The 18,106-nt window shown below is 60.7% G+C and carries 19 protein-coding genes, 1 pseudogene and 1 riboswitch; of the genes and pseudogenes, 10 read left to right on the forward strand and 10 right to left on the reverse strand.

Annotated elements, in window-relative coordinates; translation table 11 throughout:
- Positions 1–7: 7 nt before the first annotated feature.
- A pseudogene (locus AB4N98_RS21600) lies at positions 8–118 on the forward strand (chloride channel protein); the annotation flags it as partial.
- Positions 119–139: 21 nt separating this feature from the next.
- Here the strand turns inward: AB4N98_RS21600 and AB4N98_RS21605 are convergent.
- The gene (locus tag AB4N98_RS21605; RefSeq protein ID WP_460149549.1) at positions 140–1,696 is read right to left on the reverse strand and encodes a methyl-accepting chemotaxis protein; all 1,557 of its coding nucleotides are present in this window, start codon (positions 1,694–1,696) and stop codon (positions 140–142) included.
- A gap of 499 nt (positions 1,697–2,195) precedes the next feature.
- Here AB4N98_RS21605 and AB4N98_RS21610 point away from each other — a divergent pair, with 499 nt between their 5' ends.
- A complete protein-coding gene (locus AB4N98_RS21610) occupies positions 2,196–3,200 on the forward strand; it encodes a tetratricopeptide repeat protein (RefSeq protein ID WP_368949255.1) in 1,005 nt (334 codons plus the stop codon).
- Between the two features lie 455 nt (positions 3,201–3,655).
- Here the strand turns inward: AB4N98_RS21610 and AB4N98_RS21615 are convergent, their stop codons facing one another.
- Positions 3,656–4,612 carry a hypothetical protein gene (locus tag AB4N98_RS21615; protein ID WP_460148905.1) on the reverse strand — a complete coding sequence of 319 codons (957 nt, stop codon included), beginning with the start codon at positions 4,610–4,612 and terminating at the stop codon, positions 3,656–3,658.
- 297 nt (positions 4,613–4,909) lie between these two features.
- Here AB4N98_RS21615 and AB4N98_RS21620 point away from each other — a divergent pair, with 297 nt between their 5' ends.
- A complete protein-coding gene (locus AB4N98_RS21620; RefSeq protein ID WP_460148906.1) occupies positions 4,910–5,512 on the forward strand; it encodes a hypothetical protein in 603 nt (200 codons plus the stop codon).
- A 78-nt stretch (positions 5,513–5,590) separates the two neighbouring features.
- On the opposite strand, the gene AB4N98_RS21625 is transcribed toward AB4N98_RS21620, so the two are convergent.
- A complete protein-coding gene (locus AB4N98_RS21625) occupies positions 5,591–5,941 on the reverse strand; it encodes a DUF7079 family protein (RefSeq protein WP_017527804.1) in 351 nt (116 codons plus the stop codon).
- Between the two features lie 122 nt (positions 5,942–6,063).
- Positions 6,064–6,519 (reverse strand): hypothetical protein, encoded by a 456-nt coding sequence (locus AB4N98_RS21630; RefSeq protein ID WP_068935563.1) that lies wholly within the window; start codon positions 6,517–6,519, stop codon positions 6,064–6,066.
- A 191-nt stretch (positions 6,520–6,710) separates the two neighbouring features.
- Here AB4N98_RS21630 and AB4N98_RS21635 point away from each other — a divergent pair, with 191 nt between their 5' ends.
- Complete coding sequence (locus tag AB4N98_RS21635) at positions 6,711–6,944, forward strand: hypothetical protein (protein WP_068935561.1); 234 nt, start codon at positions 6,711–6,713, stop codon at positions 6,942–6,944.
- A 3-nt stretch (positions 6,945–6,947) separates the two neighbouring features.
- Here AB4N98_RS21635 and AB4N98_RS21640 read toward each other — a convergent pair whose 3' ends face one another.
- The gene (locus tag AB4N98_RS21640; RefSeq protein WP_460148907.1) at positions 6,948–7,187 is read right to left on the reverse strand and encodes a DUF6124 family protein; all 240 of its coding nucleotides are present in this window, start codon (positions 7,185–7,187) and stop codon (positions 6,948–6,950) included.
- Between the two features lie 379 nt (positions 7,188–7,566).
- Here AB4N98_RS21640 and AB4N98_RS21645 point away from each other — a divergent pair, with 379 nt between their 5' ends.
- Positions 7,567–8,139 (forward strand): nucleotidyltransferase family protein, encoded by a 573-nt coding sequence (locus tag AB4N98_RS21645; RefSeq protein ID WP_135196135.1) that lies wholly within the window; start codon positions 7,567–7,569, stop codon positions 8,137–8,139.
- A gap of 121 nt (positions 8,140–8,260) precedes the next feature.
- Here the strand turns inward: AB4N98_RS21645 and chrA are convergent, their stop codons facing one another.
- Positions 8,261–9,472 carry a chromate efflux transporter gene (gene chrA / locus AB4N98_RS21650; protein ID WP_460148908.1) on the reverse strand — a complete coding sequence of 404 codons (1,212 nt, stop codon included), beginning with the start codon at positions 9,470–9,472 and terminating at the stop codon, positions 8,261–8,263.
- Between the two features lie 133 nt (positions 9,473–9,605).
- Here chrA and tspO point away from each other — a divergent pair, with 133 nt between their 5' ends.
- Positions 9,606–10,046 (forward strand): tryptophan-rich sensory protein TspO, encoded by a 441-nt coding sequence (gene tspO / locus AB4N98_RS21655; RefSeq protein ID WP_017527810.1) that lies wholly within the window; start codon positions 9,606–9,608, stop codon positions 10,044–10,046.
- Positions 10,046–10,969, forward strand: coding sequence for an alpha/beta hydrolase (locus tag AB4N98_RS21660; RefSeq protein ID WP_460148909.1), 924 nt, complete (start codon positions 10,046–10,048; stop codon positions 10,967–10,969). Before tspO ends, AB4N98_RS21660 begins: the two co-directional genes overlap by 1 nt.
- Before the next feature lie 225 nt (positions 10,970–11,194).
- Here the strand turns inward: AB4N98_RS21660 and AB4N98_RS21665 are convergent, their stop codons facing one another.
- The 3 genes from AB4N98_RS21665 to AB4N98_RS21675 are packed head-to-tail and all read right to left on the reverse strand — an operon-like array spanning position 11,195 to position 13,967.
- Positions 11,195–11,959 (reverse strand): ABC transporter ATP-binding protein, encoded by a 765-nt coding sequence (locus AB4N98_RS21665; RefSeq protein WP_116077710.1) that lies wholly within the window; start codon positions 11,957–11,959, stop codon positions 11,195–11,197.
- On the reverse strand, positions 11,956–12,960 hold the full coding sequence (locus tag AB4N98_RS21670) for a FecCD family ABC transporter permease (RefSeq protein WP_065877662.1): 1,005 nt from the start codon (positions 12,958–12,960) through the stop codon (positions 11,956–11,958). The genes AB4N98_RS21665 and AB4N98_RS21670 overlap by 4 nt, the downstream gene beginning before the upstream one ends.
- Positions 12,957–13,967 (reverse strand): ABC transporter substrate-binding protein, encoded by a 1,011-nt coding sequence (locus AB4N98_RS21675; protein ID WP_017527815.1) that lies wholly within the window; start codon positions 13,965–13,967, stop codon positions 12,957–12,959. The genes AB4N98_RS21670 and AB4N98_RS21675 overlap by 4 nt, the downstream gene beginning before the upstream one ends.
- A gap of 115 nt (positions 13,968–14,082) precedes the next feature.
- Positions 14,083–14,276: riboswitch (cobalamin riboswitch) on the reverse strand.
- Between the two features lie 60 nt (positions 14,277–14,336).
- Between AB4N98_RS21675 and AB4N98_RS21680 the strand changes: the two genes are divergently transcribed.
- The 3 genes from AB4N98_RS21680 (at position 14,337) to AB4N98_RS21690 (ending at position 16,445) form a co-directional block, all read left to right on the forward strand.
- Entirely contained in the window at positions 14,337–15,200 is an 864-nt protein-coding gene (locus AB4N98_RS21680; RefSeq protein ID WP_223271395.1) for a M24 family metallopeptidase, read from the forward strand.
- 234 nt (positions 15,201–15,434) lie between these two features.
- The gene (locus tag AB4N98_RS21685) at positions 15,435–15,938 is read left to right on the forward strand and encodes a hypothetical protein (protein ID WP_017527817.1); all 504 of its coding nucleotides are present in this window, start codon (positions 15,435–15,437) and stop codon (positions 15,936–15,938) included.
- 30 nt (positions 15,939–15,968) lie between these two features.
- The gene (locus AB4N98_RS21690) at positions 15,969–16,445 is read left to right on the forward strand and encodes a hypothetical protein (RefSeq protein WP_017527818.1); all 477 of its coding nucleotides are present in this window, start codon (positions 15,969–15,971) and stop codon (positions 16,443–16,445) included.
- Positions 16,446–16,618: 173 nt separating this feature from the next.
- Here AB4N98_RS21690 and AB4N98_RS21695 read toward each other — a convergent pair whose 3' ends face one another.
- On the reverse strand, positions 16,619–18,010 hold the full coding sequence (locus tag AB4N98_RS21695; RefSeq protein ID WP_065877660.1) for an aldehyde dehydrogenase family protein: 1,392 nt from the start codon (positions 18,008–18,010) through the stop codon (positions 16,619–16,621).
- Positions 18,011–18,106: the final 96 nt, after the last annotated feature.

Here is an 18,106-nt window from a genome sequence, read left to right on the forward strand (position 1 = left end):
GTGCTGCCTGCATTTCTTTCACCGCTATCTGCCTAACGCACGCATCGTCCGCCCTGAAGACCTGATCCCGGCCGGTGGCGCAGCGGGTATTGCCGCCGCCTTCAATACACCCCTGGCGGAACGCGTGGGGCCTGATGTTTCAAACGACGAAGCGACTCACCATCCTGTTAAGGTCGACCGCCAACTTTGACATTTCTCCGCACGCGCTGGCGGTTTGACTGGCGCCCGCGGAACTCTGCACGGCCAGCTCTCGAATGCTGACCAGATTACGGTCGACTTCACGCGCTACATGAGCTTGTTCTTCAGACGCAGTGGCTATCAAGGTGTTGCGCTCGTTGATCTGCGTAATGGCCTTGGCGATCTGGTCCAGTGAAGTGCTGGCTTCCTGGGCGACGTCGAGGGATTGGGTCGCCAGCTCTTTGCTTTTGCTCATGGCTTCCACCGCTTCGGCTGAGTCGCTCTGCATGGCGGAGATCATCTGTTCGATCTCTTGCGTGGAAGACTGCGTTCGGTGCGCCAGCGCCCTGACCTCGTCCGCCACCACGGCAAAGCCGCGCCCTTGCTCACCGGCCCTTGCGGCTTCAATGGCTGCGTTCAGCGCCAGCAGGTTGGTCTGCTCGGCGATGGCCCTGATCACTTCGACGACTTTGTTAATGCTTTGAGCGCGCTCTGACAGCACCTGAATCTTGTCGCTCGTGGTTTCAACGTTGCCGCTCAGTTTTTGAATGGACTTCAGTGTTTGAGAGACGCGCTCCAGGCCGGTCTCAGTGAACCCCTGGGTGCGACGCGACTCTTCGGAGGCCGACTCTGCATTGCGGGCCACCTCGTCAACCGCCGCGCTCATTTCGGTTACGGCGGTGGCCGCCTGGTTGACCTCATCATTTTGTGAAACAAGGCCTCGACTGGATTCCTCCGTGACCGCCGTCATTTCTTCTGCGGCCGAGGCCAGCTGCGTGGATGAATCACTGATCTGCATGATGGTTTTGCGCAGGTTTTCCTGCATCTGGGCCAGCGCTTTTAACAGGCGTGCGGCTTCATCCTTCCCGCTGACCTGCACTTCTTTGGACAGATCACTGCCGGCTATGCGTTCGGCCACGGACAGGGCTGTACCTATCGGAGTGGTGATGCTCTTGGTCAGAAGGGTCGCCAGCGCGATAGTCAGGACTACGACACCGGCAATAAGGCCACTGATTACCCAGATGCCTTCGGCGTAAGTGGCGGTTGCGTATTGCCCAGCGGCTGTCGCGCCATTGTTGTTGTAGTCAGTCAGGGCTTTGATCTCGCCCTCCAACCGATTCGTCAACGGGCGGATGCCTGTACTCACCTGGCTTACCGCTGCAGGTATGTCAGCGCGCGCCATCAAAGGTTCGAGAATGTCCAGCTGTTTGGCATATGCATCGGCGGACGCTTTAACCACTAGATACAGGGTGCGCTCGTCGTTGCTCGCGATCAGTGGTTCATACTGGGCTACCGCATCCGCCAAGGCCTTGCGGTAGCCTGCAAAGGAGGCAACGGTCGACTGAAGGGTTGTAGGGTCAGCGAGCGCGCGCTGAGTTTCAAGCCTCAGCCGCATCACGCCGGAGTTCATTAATGCTGTTTGCCTGATACTTGGCAGCCAGTTGGTTTCAATATCTTTTTCTGCATCCCGCAGTTTGCCCATCTGCACTGCGGCGACTGCGCCGAGTACAAAGACCAATACGATGATTGACGCGAAAAACAAGGAAGCTCGTGGAGCTACGTTAAGGTTTCTAAGGTTCATGTGAGCTTCCTGGCTGCGAGGGGGAGCGGGTTAGTCAGGGTATCGACCTGACGTTGGGAAACTTAATCGGGCTGCTTTGGATATTCGTGCCACGTCAACGCGCCAGCTGTTACGGTGACCACTCGTGGAGTGAAGGCCACGTTTGCGCCGGCTATTCCTATAGCTGCCAACAGACCTTTCGTTTCACCCCAACGGCGCATCAGGACTATGAATTGATCCTGTTGGACAGTGGCCGGTGTCTGGTCGCGTTGCAGCGTTTGAATGCAGGGGGGAACCTGCAAATGAGGCTGTTGAGAAGGCGGGGCTTTGTAGAGCGATGGATGTCTTTTAATAGCATGCGTCTGGGAAGGGGGCGGGTAAACGAACCCACCCCCGTTCCGCGTCAAAGCCCGCTTCGTTACTTCAATTTAATGAGTGTGTTGGATCGAAAAAAACCATGAGTCAGATCTGCATTTCAAACCCAAGAACCTCCCTGCGCATTCGTTGGCTGAAAGCGCTATTGCCGTTCTCATTGCTCTTTCTGATGTTTGGCGCTGAGGCCGCCCTGGGGGCCGTGAGCGACAAAGCAGTTAGCCTTTTCGCGGCAGGGCAGTATCAGGCGACGATTGAGGAAGCGGATCGCGTGCTTGAAGCCGACCCTGCCAACTCCGAGGCGTTGAATATCAAGGCGCTGGCAGTCTCTGTGCTGGGCGATGACCGTACCGCCATCGTCCTGGTTACCCAGGCACTGGAGGCGGCTAAACAGAACGGCCAAGCCTCGACCGCGCAACAGGCGACCTACTGGAACAACCTCGGCTATCTTCACGAGCGACTACGCAATTTCGAGATTGCCCTTGGCTACTATGAAACATCCTTGAAAATGCGCCTCGCGGTACTTGGCCCGGATGACCTGATAATTGCCGACAGCTACAACAACATCGGTACCGCGCAGAGCAAACTGGGCCGATATGAAGAGGCCTTCGAAAACCTGCGCAAAAATATCGCGTTGAGAAAGCGACTGCTCGGCGACAACGACGCTTCGGTAGCCGTCTCGCTGAACAACTTGGGCAATGCCTATAACCTCCAGGGCAAGTACGAGGCGGCGCTGCCGCTTTTTCAACAGGCGCTGGATATCGACATGGCCCTGCATGGTCCGCGCCATCCGACGGTCGCCATCCGCTGGAACAACCTCGGCGACGCCTATCGCGGCCTGGGCCAGTACGATAAAGCGGAAGCCTTCCTGACGATGGCGCTGAACAGTGACCAGGCAACGTTTGGCGAGCATCACCCCAAAATAATTTTGCGCCACTTCAACCTTGCGCGAGTCTACGAGGCTCAAGGCGACACCGCCAAGGCACGCGCCGCCTATACAAAGGCTCTTCAGATACTCAGGCAGGTCGACCCCGATGACTTGGCGCAAATCCGCTACTTCGAAGAAAAACTGCGAACACTGCAAGGCTAGTGTGTGCGCATCGGAGGGGCATTTTTTTCATGCGTCTCTCCCATGCCGACGCTTGCGTCAGAACCCTTGGCTGAAGCTGATGCCGCGCATAATCGAGAAACGTGGGTCGATCAGTTTCAGCGCCTGTTCGCCCTTCACCTTGGCCACGGTTACGTTGTAGGTCTTGGGCGCGTCGCAGAGAACTTCCGGTTGCGTGCGAGTTTTTCGATGGCCGGGGTTTTTGGGACCAGGCAGCGATGGGTTGCTGGCGGGATGTCGACGGGCAGCATCCAGGATTTTTCCACGGCGGGGCCCATCTGCTGGGGGTTAGCGGTGGTGTTCTGGATCTTGGCGATCTCATACCCCTGGGCGTAACGAAGCCGGACGCCTGCGGTACGTACGCGGTGCGGCCAGGTGTAGGGATCTGGTTTATGGGGAAGGGGTTTTGAGCTTGCGGATGCGCCAACATCCTACGTTCAAGGATTGGCTTTCATCCGCCCCAGAATCGCCGTGCGCAGGCATTGCCAGGCGATAAACCCGATCACCAGAACCTCGGCCACACCCAAAAATACATTGAATGAAAACGCGACCGGCTGCTCGGCCCAGTAGAACGTCGTGTATCCCGATCTAAAACCGCTGATTCGCAGTCGCCCGCTGATCACCGCCGGCACTAATGCGACGATCTGATTCAGCTCCAGCACTGCGAGGAAAGTGCCTATCAGCGCGAGCAGGGCGCGCGCGGGGATGCCGAGTTGTTCGGTCGACTCAGCCGCCGGCACGGGGCCTTTGGTTTTGCGCTGCCTGGCGATCTTCGCCGGCGTTGGCGCCGGCCGATAGGGTGCCGGTTTAGCGACCGCCGATTCAAGGACGACCTCGCCAGGCACTGCCACGTCGAGGTAGTCGGCCAGTGTGCGCAGCCACAGGTCGGTGCGTTTGCTGCCCGGCACCACCGGAATGTTGTCGGTGGTCAACCGGTGCTCGCCGCCATCACGCATTACCAGCCACAACTGGGTGTGGATGGGCTCGGCCTGCTCGCGACGACGCAGTGCCAGGGCGCGCGGGTTATCGATGTTGAATACCGACTTCACACGCTCTCGGCGCCCGAAAAAGTTCTGCGTGCGGCGCTTGCCTTCGCCGCCGACGCGTGACAACAACAACGACTCGCGCGAGCCCATGTACACCATCAGGGACAGGCCCAAGGCAGGCATCAGCAGCAGCGAGAGTATTAACAGGAGGGTCGACAACGGATTCAGATCAGCCAGCTGCGCTTGCCATTCGGTAAGCCAGAACCCGACGCAGGCCACCGGCAGGATGAAGGTGATTGCGCCGGTCAGCAGCATAAATGCGCTTTGCACGAGGTTGCGTGAATGGATATGCAGATCGCCGTTGGCGAGATGTTCGAAGCGGTGGCCGATTAGCATGTCGAGATCCATGGGCGCCGGGCTCAATACCGCTTCAGGGGCCGGTAGGCTGGGGTCGAGGTTGATGTCGCGCAGAATACCGTATGCAGGGCCTGCCTTCTAAGCGCATCCCATCCAGATGACAGCCTCCGTCCATGCGGTCACCCTCGGTGCCAATCCCAGGGGGTGGTTTCCGCGCTCGCCGACACCCTGTCATCGTCCCCGGTGAAACAAACAGATGCCCGCTGAACGTTGCTTGGAGTGCGCCAGCTGTGAAATTCATCTCCAGTTCTGTGGTCTGTACAACAATCCCGTAAAGGACTGGTTCCAATGTCTATTCGCCGTACCCTTTGTTTTCTGACGCTGCCGCTATTTGCCGGCTGTCAGTATTTTCCTCATTTCCATTACTTCAAAGCGCCTGAAAACGAGCCGAACCCCGCTTGGGTCAGGGTCGTGAACTTCACTCAGCATGCCGATATTTATCAATACGAGAACGGCGTGCGTTCGGGAGGCTCCGTCCGGACGGGGCCTCTTCCATTTACCCACACGCAAGACGTGGGCATGCCCAAGGCCGGGCAGAATTTGACTTCCGACTACTATGAAACACCCATAAGACCGGGCATCGAGACGCATGTGAGTATGTTCTGGAAGGGCTCGCGCACCCGCTCGTGCTACGTCACAACTCAATTCACGCCACAGGCCGGGCGCTATTATCAATTCAGGCTGACATCCGGTTCGGGGGGGACTTGTACGTTGTATCCGTCGCTGATCGAACGCGATAACGACGGGACCGGATGGCATCTGACGCCCAATCCTGAGGTTACGTACATAGGCGAGGGGCCCACTGCCAAAATGCATTACAACAATAGCCGCTTTGAAGACCCCAACTACCACCCACCTGCGGATCTCTATCCCGGCATCGACGTTAACTGAAAGGGGGATTTCGTAGATCGAATGGGCTCGTCTGGCCTATAGGAGCCCGTAACCACTGGGAGCATTGACGAAGTTGAGTCAGGCATATGCCGGCGGAAGCCGCGCTGCCACTTGCCCCCAGCATCTTCTGATTTCTCTGATAATGCCGCTGTCACCCAGCTTGTTCGTAGAGACCTCACATACCGACAAATGCTCTAACAGCCATTCATCTGTCCATCCCGCCCATTCACCTGTAATGGACTTGAGGTTGCCTTCAAGCACAGGGAAAACTTCACCCCAAAGGATGCTGTGAATGTCTTGGGGCGAATAGCCTGTTTCCAGGACCACGCGAGCGACGTAGTCAAAAGTCGAGTCGGTGATTTCAGTATCGAGAAAAAACTCTGAAAGTGCCTGCCAGATCTTCAAGCGGTTTGCGTCGACAGTTTTCATGCAATATCCCGAAGCTTGGAGGGCGCCCAGCGGCTAGAAGGCATAGTAGCCGAAAGCGTTCAGACAGATATTCGCCGTCAGGACGGGCCGCTTTCGGCCCAGAGCGGACATAACTATCGTTATTATCGTTCGTCTAAAACAACCACATAATCGGAGAAGTCCACATCACCAACACCGTCGCTACATTCCAATGTCATCTTGCTATCGGACTCGCAGACGTGAATTCCTGCATTGCCAACCCATGCATTAATGCCAAAAGTGCTTTTCCATACGTTCCAGATTTTTAAAGTACTTCCGACTTTGGAAAACACTTCTATCTCTACAGCATCAGGACTGGAATCAGACCACAAAATTATCTCGGGATAGCCATCGCGGGAGCCGTCCACGACGATCTGCCCACTTACCGTCTTTAATGCTAACCCTTGCACTCGACCGTTCGTAGCACCCAATCGGCGAATTGAAAAGACGGTTCTGGGCTTCGTGATCTCGATCTCCATAATCGCAACGACGGTTGTCCCATTGAAAGTTATGGGCTTTCCTTTAGTGCGCATAAATATCGAAGAGAGCGTTTCTTCCATTTTCAGTCCCCGGGACTTCTCAGCCCGTTTGAGTCAGCTTGGCCCAGGCGAGGTTAGCATCTCTATAGTTTGCGGGTCTCATGAGCGGCTACTTTTGGCCGAAAGCAGCCCCTCTCATCGCAAACCGGTCTACTATGCCTTCCCCGGCAGTGGTTCCAAGCGCTACCGACTCAACTGTTAAAGGTATCGCAATGTCCATCGAGCAAATCTCCCTCCCCAAAGGCGTTGGCCCTCACGCCACTAAGCTGCTTGACGCCATCACCGGCGCTGCCACCCATGACGAGCTCAACCGCGCAGGCGGCAAGGCCGAGGGTTTTGTGTTGGGGCTTGAATCCACCAAGGCCATCAAAAGCCAGATCGCCGAGTCGTTGTATGTGGCCTATGACGACGCGGCGAGCAATCGGGCGAGTGAGTTGAAGGGCTGATGATCAGCCGGGGCAGGGCGCTTCGCGGTCGAGGAGTCTGGCGGTGAGGAGTACGCCCAGTTCGCTCAGTTGGTGGATGGCCAGGGCGATGTCGCGGTGTTTGCCGTTGAGGTCTTCGCACAGGTCGGGCAGCAGGGTGCTGACGCTGGTGAAGGTTTCGTAGCTGTTGGTGATGAGGGTTTCGTTGCTGGCGTTGGGTGCGACGCTGAAAAGTGCGGCTGAATCTGGTGCGGCCTTATACATGTTTGAATTCCCGTCTAGGGCCGCCATCCTTTAGCTACTAAACAAAAGGGTGGCAGCTGTGCGCAGGTTAGTAGACCGGGGAATCCAAACGAAAGCCGGCGCGCCCGAAGGCGCCCTGCGCACAGCCACCATCAAGTACAGACTGGAATGTCTGGTTGATAACGCTTGTGCACTTTTGTCTGGATAAACCGTCAGGCTACTAAACCCGATCCCCGAGATGTCGGCGACCGAGCCACCTTAGAGACGGCTACCCAGGTGCACAAGTCGGCGGATTCTGACGCACGCGTAGGCAATGCAGCAAGTTGGAGTCGCTCGATTTTCGCTTGTGAGAACGTGTACAGTCGGCTCCTGGACAAGGACTGCTTACCAAGGACGCACCATGACATTGACCGTCGACACCTTCCTCGAGCTGGCCATGGCCAACCCCATCAACGCCGAAATCACCGCGCGTCTACCCGACCTCGGTGTGGACCAGTGCATGCTCACGGCGGGTTGTCTGTTCCAGGCGGTGTGGAATCACCAGATGAAGCTGCCGGCCGATCAGGGGGTGAAAGACTACGACGTCTTTTACTTCGATACGGACCTGTCCTACGAGGCGGAGGACGCGGTGATTCGCCGGGCTGACGGCTTGTTCAAGGACCTGGGCGTGAATGTGGAGGTCAAGAACCAGGCGCGGGTGCACCTTTGGTATGGGCAGCGCTTCGGTCGGCCTTACCCACAATTGCAATCGGCCCGGCAGGGGGTGGATCGTTACCTGGTGGCGGGGACGTGCATCGCGTTGGATATCGCCAGCGGTGAGGTGTACGCCCCGTATGGGCTGGCGGATGTGGAGCAAGGGGTGTTGCGGATCAACCCGTTGCATCCGGAGCAGGCGCTGTTTGCTGAGAAGGCCAGGAGTTATCAGGCGCGGTGGCCTTGGCTCACGATTGTGGAGCCGTCGGCCGGGCAATAGGGCTTTAGTGAGAGGGCGATGCAGGTGCCTTGGCCAGGCAAGGAGACTGAGGCGATCCCATCGCAGCCTCGCTGGGGCTCGACAGCTCCCACCGGTTAATCCCGTGGTGCCAGCGGCTTTTTTATCCGGCAGTGAGGCTGAGCAGCCATCCCAGCCCAGCGCTTGCCGCCACCACCAGCCACGGCGGCAACTTCCAGGCCATCAACGCCACCAGCGCGAGCACGGCCAAACCGAGGTCGTAGACGCTGAAAATCGCGCTGGTCCACACCGGGCGATACAGCGCGGCCAACAGCAGGCCCACCACGCCGGCATTCACGCCGGTCAGGGCGGCTTGGGTGCGTGGGCTGCGGCGCAGGGTTTCCCAAAAAGGCAGGGCGCCGAACACCAGCAGGAACGATGGGGCGAAGATGGCGAGCAGGCAGATCAGGCCGCCCAGCCAGCCGTTCGGGTCAGGTTGCATGGCGGCGCCGAGGAAAGCCGCGAACGTGAACAGAGGGCCGGGCACGGCTTGGGCGGCGCCGTAGCCGGCGAGGAACAGGTCGTTGCTGATCCACTGCGGCGGCACCACTTCGGCTTGCAGCAGCGGCAGCACCACGTGGCCGCCGCCGAACACCAATGCACCGGCGCGGTAGAAGGCGTCTACCAGCGCCAGGCCTTGGTTGGGCAGGTTTTGCGCCAGCAGCGGCAAGGCCATCAGCAACAGCGCAAACAGCAGTAGCCACAGGGCGCCGGTGCGACGGCGGATGGGCATGGGCAGCGCTTCGTGTTCGGCGTTCGGCGTGGGTTTTAAAAGCAGCAGGCCGATCACGCCGGTGACGACAATCACGCCCACTTGGCCCCAGGCGGAAGGCACGAGCAAGGCCACGCCACCGGCGATCAGCATCAGCATGAGGCGGGCCGCGCCCTGGCACAGATTGCGCGCCATGCCCCACACGGCTTGGGCGACCACGGCCACAGCGACCACTTTAAGGCCGTGCAGCACGCCGGGCGGCAGGGCGCTGCTGTGGTGCGCAATGCCCAGGGCGAACAGCACCAGCAGCACGGCGGATGGCAAGGTGAACCCGGCCCAGGCGGCCACGGCACCGCCATAACCCGCCCGCGACAGGCCCAGAGCGATGCCGACCTGACTGCTGGCGGGGCCGGGCAGGAATTGGCACAGCGCGACCAGGTCGGCATAGCTGTGCTCACTGAGCCAGCGCCGCCGCGTCACGAACTCGGCGCGAAAATAGCCGAGGTGGGCGATGGGGCCGCCGAACGAGGTGAGGCCCAGGCGCAGGAAGATCAGGAACACCGACCAGGGGCTGTTGGAGCAATCGGCGCGGGTGTTGGTCACGGTTGGGGTCTCTGGTGGTGCTCAAAAAAGGTGGAAGAGTGCCATTTTTGCCGCCGTTATTGAATTTATTCGCGGTAGTTCGAGTCACTCAAGCATAGCGTTGCTTTCTACCCCTCCAGCTCAAGGACCGACCATGACCTTCTTCATCTTCCTGCTCGCCTGCGCCGCCGCCGCCAGCACCGGCATTATCTTCAAGCCCGGCGCCTGGTACGAATCCCTGGTCAAGCCCAGCTTCACCCCGCCCAATTGGCTGTTCCCGGTCGCGTGGACCATCATCTACCTGCTGCTGGCCTGGGCCGGTTATCGTCTGAGCCTGATACCGGGCAGCGAAATGGTGTTGGCGCTGTGGGCCGCACAAATCGCCTTGAACACCTTGTGGACGCCGGTGTTCTTCGGTGCCCATCGCCTGCTCGCCGGCATGGTGGTTATCGTGCTGCTATGGCTCACCGTGGCGGCGATGGTGGTATTGGCGGTGCGCCTGGACCTGATCACCGGCTTGATCCTGTTCCCGTACCTGGCGTGGCTGTGCGTGGCGGCGGCGCTGAATTTCTCGATCTTGCGCAATAACCGCTGATGGCTCACAAACTCTGGCCTGCGAGCGAGGCTGAACTGGCCCAAATGCGCCGCTTCAATCAAAAGCTCGCGTGGATGCCGCGCTTTAAAATCCGCAACCGCGTCACACCGCGTCTGATCCAGGCGCTGTTGCGTGCAAGCCAAACGTTCAAGCAGGCGCCCGTGGTCGAATGCAAAGTGGTGGCGGGCGTGCCCGTGCGCATCCTGCGCCCGAGCGGCCCGCCCAAGGGGGTGGTACTGGATATTCACGGCGGCGGTTGGGTGATCGGCAATGCGCAGATGGACGACGACCTCAACCTCGGCATGGTCAATGCGTGCGACGTGGCGGTGGTGTCGGTGGATTATCGGCTGGCGGTGGATACGCCGGTTGAAGGGCTGTTGGAGGACTGCCTGGCGGCGGCGCATTGGTTGCTCGCCGAGGAAGAGTTTGCGCATTTGCCGGTGGTCTTCGTCGGCGAATCGGCCGGCGGGCATCTGGCGGCGGCGACGTTGCTGGTGTTCAAACAATGGCCAGAGTTGCTCAAACGGGTAAGCGGTGCGGTGTTGTATTACGGCGTTTACGATTTGACTGGCACACCGAGCGTGCGCCAGGCCGGGCCGAGCACGTTATTGCTGGACGGGCCGGGGATGGTCGAGGCGTTGCGCTTGCTCACGCCGGAATTAAGTGATGAACAGCGCAGGCAACCGCCGTTGTCGCCGTTGTATGGCGACTTTGAAGGTATGCCGCCAGCGTTGATGTTCGTGGGCGAGTTGGACCCGCTCAGGGACGACACGTTGCTCATTGCTGAACGATGGCCGCAGGCCGAGGCCCATCTGCTGCCGGAGTCGGCGCACGGGTTCATTCATTTTCCGGTGGCGATGGCGGATGGGGTGTTGGGGTATGGCCGAAGGTGGATCACGAAACGTATCAATGGCGAACAATAAAGCCGTTCGCCACAACGGCTGATCGGCATGATTTAAAAGGCTAGGCAGGCGGAAAGTCCTTATAGCACTTTGGCAGGTATCCCCAGATTCTCAGCACACATATCCACCCATTTTTCAGGCCGCCATTAGTGAAGTTTGGCCAGACGTGACGGTCGGCGGGCGCATGGTGGGCTGTTTGTTGTGGGTTTCCCAGCGCTGATCTTTGCTGCCCGACGGCATGGTCGCTCAGTTAGAGCGCAACCGCAGTATTTGCGCCCCATCAAACGGGTCCGTCAGGTAGTGCCCCTGCACGCCGAACGTGTCCTGCAGGCGTTGCGGTGTGAGTACATCCATCGGCTTGCCCAGCGCCACCAATCGCCCGCGATCCAGCACGGCCAACCGATCACAGGTCAGTGCCTGGTTGAGATCGTGCAGCGCAATCAATGTCGTCACCGGCAGCGCCTGGACACCTTTCAAAATCGCCAGTTGATGCTGGATATCCAGATGGTTGGTCGGCTCATCCAGCAACAGAATCTGTGGCCGTTGCGCCAGGGCACGGGCGATGTGCACGCGTTGGCGCTCGCCGCCGGAGAGGCTGCGCCAGGCGCGTTGGCTCAGATGGGTGGCGTCCACGTCGTGCAGGGCCTGGCGCACGATTGTGTCGTGGTCGTGTGACCATGGGCTCAGCGCCGACAGCCAGGGTGTGCGGCCCAGCGCCACGGCGTCGAACACGCGGATCGCGTCGTCGGTGTCGGCCTGCTGCTCCACCACCGCCAACTGTTGCGCGATGGTGCGGCGCGAGAGGTCGCCCAGGCGTTGGCCGCCCAGTCGCACCTCGCCGCTGGCGGGCGTACGCAAGCCCGCCAGCAGTTTGAGCAGGGTGGATTTGCCGGAACCGTTCGGGCCGACGATGCCCAAGGTTTCACCCAGGTTTACCTCCAGGTGAATCTCGCGCAGCAACTCGGCCTCGCGCACCTTGAAGCCCAGGCCCGTGCAACTGAGCACTGTCATCGGGCATTCCTCCGGCCGATCAGGATCAGCGCAAACACCGGCGCGCCGACCAGCGCCGTGACCACGCCCACCGGGATCACCTGGCCCTTGATCAAGGTGCGCGATAGCACATCGGCCGCGATCAGGAACAAGGCGCCGCCCAACGCACTGGCCGGCAGCAGTCGCGAGTGCCCGGTGCCGAGCAACAAGCGCACGGCGTGGGGGATCACCAGGCCGACAAAGCCAATGGAGCCGACAATCGACACCATCACCGCCGTGACCAGCGCGGCGCAGCCCACCAGCACAAACTGTACGCGGCGCACCGCAATGCCGAGGGACGCCGCCGAGTCGCTGCCGAAGGTAAACGCATCCAGCGCACGCCGGTGCCACAGGCACACGGCCAAGCCCGCCACGGCGACCGGCACCGCCAGCCACACCGACGGCCAGCGCACGCCGCTGAGGTTGCCGAGCAGCCAGAACAGGATGCCGCGCGCCTGTTCCGAGCTGGCGGACTTGGTGATCAGGAATGCGGTGAGCGCATTGAACAGCTGCGAGCCGGCGATGCCCGCGAGGATGATCTGCCCGGTGCCGCTCATGGAGCCACTGGCCCGCGCCAATAAAATCACCAGGGCGAATGCCGCCATGGCCCCGACAAACGCGCCGGCCGACAGCGAAACCAAGCCGCCGCCCACGCCCATCAACGCCACCAGCACCGCGCCGGTCGAGGCGCCGGCGCTGATGCCCAACAAGTACGGGTCGGCCAACGGGTTACGCAACAACGATTGCAGAATCACCCCGCAGGTGGCCAGCCCGGCGCCGCAGGCGGCGGCGACCAGGGTGCGCGTGAGGCGGTAGTTCCACACCACGCCTTCGTCGATGGGGTCCAGCAGGTAGCCGGCGTTCCACAGTTTATTGGCGAGCACCTGCAACACCACCTGCGGTTCGATGGCGGTTTCGCCGATGGCCACGCCGGCGAGGACGGCGGCCAGCAGCAGCGCGAGGGCGAGTAGGGTACGGATCATTTGGGCAGGTTGTAGCCGTCGATGGCCGCGGCCAGTTGTTCAAGGCCATCAAAGGTGCGCAGGCTTGCCTGCAGCGCCAGGGCATCGAGGATGATGATGCGGTTGTTTTTTACCGCGTCCATGTTGCGCGTGACCGGGTCGCTGCGCAGGAAGGCGAGTTTCTTTTCATGGTCGTCGGCGGGGTAGCGGCGGCGGTCCATGCGGGCGATCACCAGGAAGGTCGGGTTGGCTTTGGCGAGGGTCTCCCAGCCGACGGCGGGCCACTCTTCATCGGACTGCACCACGTTGTGCAAACCGAGGGTTTCCAACATGAATTCGGGAACGCCCTTGTGCCCGGCCACATAAGGGTCGCTGGCCATCTCGGCGCTGGAGAACCAGACCAGTGCGCTGGCGTGTTTCAAGCCCTTGCCTTGCGCGGTGGCGACGGATTTGGCCAGGCGCGCTTTGAGTTCGTCGTTCAGTTGTTGGCCGCGATCCTGCACGTCGAAGATCTGCGCCAGTTGGTGGATGCTTTTGTAGATCGTCTCGATGCGGAACGGCTCCAGCCGCGTGCCGTCGGCGCCGACCAGGTTGTCTTTGCCTTCACAGTCGGAGGGCAGCAGGTAGGTGGGGATTTGCAATTCATGGAACTGCTCGCGCGTGCCCACCACCCCTTGCGCGCCGACCACCCATTCCAGCTCGGCCGCCACCAGTTGCGGGCGCTTGGCGATCACCGCTTCAAAGCTCGGCTCGTTGTTGGCCAGGCGGTCGATGCCGTCGTTCTGCGCCTTGAACGGCGCCAACACGCTGTTGAACCACAGCGAGGTGCCGACCACTTTGTCACCCACGCCCAGGGCGTAGAGCATTTCGGTGGCGGCCTGGCCGATGGTCACGCTGCGCTCGGGGGCGTGCTGGAAGGTCACGGTGCTGCCGCAGTTTTCGACCGCCAGCGGGTAATGAGTGGGCGCCGCTTGGGCCAGGGCACACAAGCCCAGCCCGGCGATCAGGGCGGTAACGCGTGGCAGCATGGGGCAATCTCCGTGTGAACCGTACGTGCAGCAGGGGCGTTACGGCTCGGAAATACGCCCTCGAACGCTGCCGCTCGGGCAGGCGAGGATGTCCTTCCCGGACACCCCGCCGGTGAGTGATGTTGCTGGGCCGGCAGGTCTCCTGACTGATGCGTCGTCGCCTCGCTCCGGCCTTCCCGGACGGTGTCCAGTGGCATGAAGGAGCAGGCTCGGCATCTACAGTTGCGGGGGCAGTTTCGATTGGCGCCGCGTGCGGCGTTTCGAATTCCCTATTAGTCCCGTTTGGGAACCGGCGCGGTATGGTAGTCCATCTTGGGCGCTGGGTGGAGGTACAATTCGGGTCCGTCCATAACCAACCCAAGGAAGGCCATGTTGATACGTCTGGGAATAGTGCCACTGTTGTTTTGCATGAGCGCACACGCCGCTGACCCTGCGCTCGCCCGCTACACCGACGCGATCGGCGACAGGGCCCGCGCCATCGCCCAGTTGGATGACGCAACCATTCTTGCCGAGGAAGCCAAACTGGCGCCCATCGCCAGTGACCTGTTGCGCAAGGTCGCGCCGCTGATCCGCAAGGGCGGCACCGGCACTGCGGTCCAGGAATTTTTACTCGACCAGTACGCACAGCACGGCTGGCTGCCGATGATGTTCGGTTATCGCGGCTACCCGGCAGCGGTGGCGGTGTCGGTGAATAACCAGGTGAGCGCCGCGCCGCCCACCGATGTGCCGTTCCCGGACGCGGCGCTGGTAAAAGTGGAGTTGATCGCGGCATCGGCGCAGGCCCATGTTGCTCAGGTCTGGACGTTTGCCACACCCAATGCCACCCCGGCGCAACGCCAATTGCTGATGACTGCGCGCCGTGCGCTGGCCAACGGAGTCGCCCACGTTCAGGGCGGCGAGCGGCTGGCCAATGTGGGGGCGGCGATACAACAGGAACTGGACGCGGGCCATGCCGTCGCGGTGCGTGAGTTTGCGGGCTATGCCATGGGGCAGGCGCGCATACAAAAGCCGCAAGTGCTCGGTTACAAGGTCGAGGGTGACAGCCCGTTGATGCAACCCGGGCAAGTGCTCAACGTGTATGTGATCGCCAAGGCGGGCACCGTTGGTGTGAGGTATCAGCCACCGGACTTTTGGAGCCTGCTCTCCACGGACGGTGCCGACGGCGTGATGTTGTCGGCGATGGTCGAGGTGACGGCAGATGGGCACCGGCTGCTTAGCCGGATGCTGGATTGATGCGCTGTACCGCCCTGCGAATGCTTGGGCGATGGGGTGATACGCAGTGATGGCTCAATGATATTATTTGCCGCGCCCTTTCGATTCGCCTTTGTTCATGGAGAACTTATGTCTTTTCGCAACGTCCTTGTCCTGACCCGGCTTTGCACCTTGTTACTGCTGGGTGGTTGCGCCCAGTCAGTGTCGTCACCCCCACCTGCTGCGCCAGTGCCGCTTGAACCGTTAGGACAGGTTTTGCCCTCGAACCCTTCAAGGCTGGGCTGGATCGACCAGATCATTGATCAAGACCCCGTCGTCACTTCTGCGCGCAAGCCCGTACTCCAACCGGCTCCGGATAACGACGCGCGCATTGCCAAATTGCGTAAACAAGACGGTGGCGTGCTGCCCGAGGGCTATTGGGCGCTCTACAAGCAGAACCTGGAAGCCATGCAGTACGACTTGAACCACCAGCATGACGCGGCCCGTGCCGAATACGTAAACACCTACCGCGATGAGTTGAGTCGTTTGAACGACGTGACACTGCAAACCATGGCCACCGCGCCCCAGGCACTGGATGCCCACACCCGCAGCCAGTTAAACGCACGCCTGACTGACCGCACCGCGGCCTATATCACAACCAGCAATCAGTCGTTCCGGGCGGCCACGGACGCCCACATTAACCGCATGGCCTTGATGGATCGCCAATACGATGTCTGCGCACGCCACCCGGATTGCTGGGATGCACCAGTCAAGCACTAGCCTCGATACGTCATACACAGGGAGTGAGTCATGAATGCTGATCAATGGATTGTTTTGTTCGAGCGGGCCTTTCGTGAAATGGGCGATAAACTCGAACAGGTGTTGCAACTGAACAGTTGCCGCGAGCACTGGATTCAGGCCGAAATCAGCTTGTATGCCTGGTTCAAGAATGAGATCAGCCTCTGGACCGATTTGCCGATTGGCGAGCGGCGCAAAGCCGACCTGTATGCCCTGGACGACAGTGGCTCAACGAGCATGGTTGCTGAAATCAAGTGTCTGGGCGACATATCCCAAGCCAAGTGCCTGGAGGGCAATTGGTCAGTGAGGGCTGATGTTGAGCGGTTGCGCTCATTCGAATGCCCGGTCCGGTTGTTTGTGCTGGTGATTGCCAAAGGTGAGCGCGAGACCAACACCGGACGACGCCTTCGCGGGGATGAGTGGGTAGATGGGCGTGACTGCGTCAACGTAGACCTGGGGTTTGCCTTGATCCGCCTGTGGGCGCTTTGACGCAGCTGCTTTCCCTTCGGGCATGCGACTGGCTTACTGCGCGAGCAACGGCTGGAAGCAAGTAAGGGCATGCTGCAAAAGCAGTGGGGGAAGTGACGGTCGATTGGTCGAAAAGCACCGCAGGTCAAAGGTGGGAGCAAGCCCGCTCCCACAGTTGACGGGTGTTGCCTGTTTTATTTGCGATCCCGCCACACCGTCTGTGCATTGCAGAACTCGCGCACACCAAAGTGCGACAGCTCGCGGCCGAACCCGCTCTTTTTCACGCCACCAAACGCCACGCGTGGGTCGGAGACGCTGAAGGCGTTGACGAAGATCCCGCCGGTTTCCAACTGATTGGCAATATCCCGCGCCTTGGCCGCGTCAGTGGTGAAGATGCTGGCGGTGAGGCCGAACTCGCTGTCGTTGGCCAGCGCCACCGCGTGGTCAGCGTCGCGGGCGGTGATGATCGAGGCCACCGGCCCGAACAGCTCCTGTTTGAACGAGGTCATCTGGTCGGTGACGTCTGCCAGTACGGTCGGTTCGTAATAGTTACCGGCCCCTGCGACTTTATTGCCGCCCAATAACAATGTGGCGCCTTCTTGCAGAGTGGCCTGGACCTGGCCGTGCAACTCGTCCCGCAGGTCGAAGCGGGCCATCGGGCCGACGTAGGTGTCGGCTGAGGTCGGGTCGCCCATCACCATGGCGCGGCTGGCCTCGACGAATTTGGCGGTGAAGGCTTCGACCACACCGGCCTCAATGATCAGGCGCTTGGCGGCGGCGCAAACTTGGCCGCTGTTTTGGAAGCGGCCAATCAGCGCGGCCTGTACGGCGGCGTCGAGGTCGGCATCGTTGAGCACGATGAACGGGTCGGAGCCGCCCAGTTCCAGCACGCATTTTTTCAGCGCCGCGCCCGCCTGGGAGCCGATGGCGATGCCGGCACGCACGCTGCCGGTGAGGGTGACGGCAGCGATGCGCGGGTCGGCGATGGCGCTGGACACACCCTCGGTGGTCACGTTGATCACTTCAAACAGGCCTTCGATAAAACCGGCTTTCTGGAAGGCTTGCTGGATCAGGTAGGCGCTGCCCATCACGTTCGGCGCGTGTTTGAGCACGTAGGTATTGCCGGCGAGCAGGGTCGGCACGGCGCCGCGCAGTACTTGCCATACCGGGAAGTTCCACGGCATCACGGCGAGGATCGGGCCCAGCGGGCGGTATTCGATGTGGGCAGTGCCGTTGTCCACCAGGGTCGGCTCCGGCTCAAGCATGGCCGGGCCTTGGGCGGCGTACCATTCACTCAGTTGCGCGCATTTTTCGATTTCGGCACGGGCCTGGGCAATGGGCTTGCCCATTTCCAGGGTGATCATCTGTGCCATGGTTTCGGCTTGACCGCGCAGCGCGGTCGCCAGGCCCAGCAGCAGTTCGGCGCGTTGGCTCACCGGTGTACGGCGCCAGGTGCGGAAGACACCCGTGGCGCGGTTGAGCGCTGTGTCCAATTGAGAGGCGGTCTCGTACGGGTAGCTGCCGACCGTTTCGCCGTTGGCGGGGTTGATCGACAGGGCGTGGGTCTGGGAGGAAATCGCGTTCATGGCACCGTCCTGTAGGTACGTTGGGATGGTGGTGAGCGTACGGGGCTGGATGTTTTCTGGAAACTGAATAATATTAAGCAATACATTCACGATTGG

The organism is Pseudomonas sp. S3_E10 (assembly GCF_054667615.1).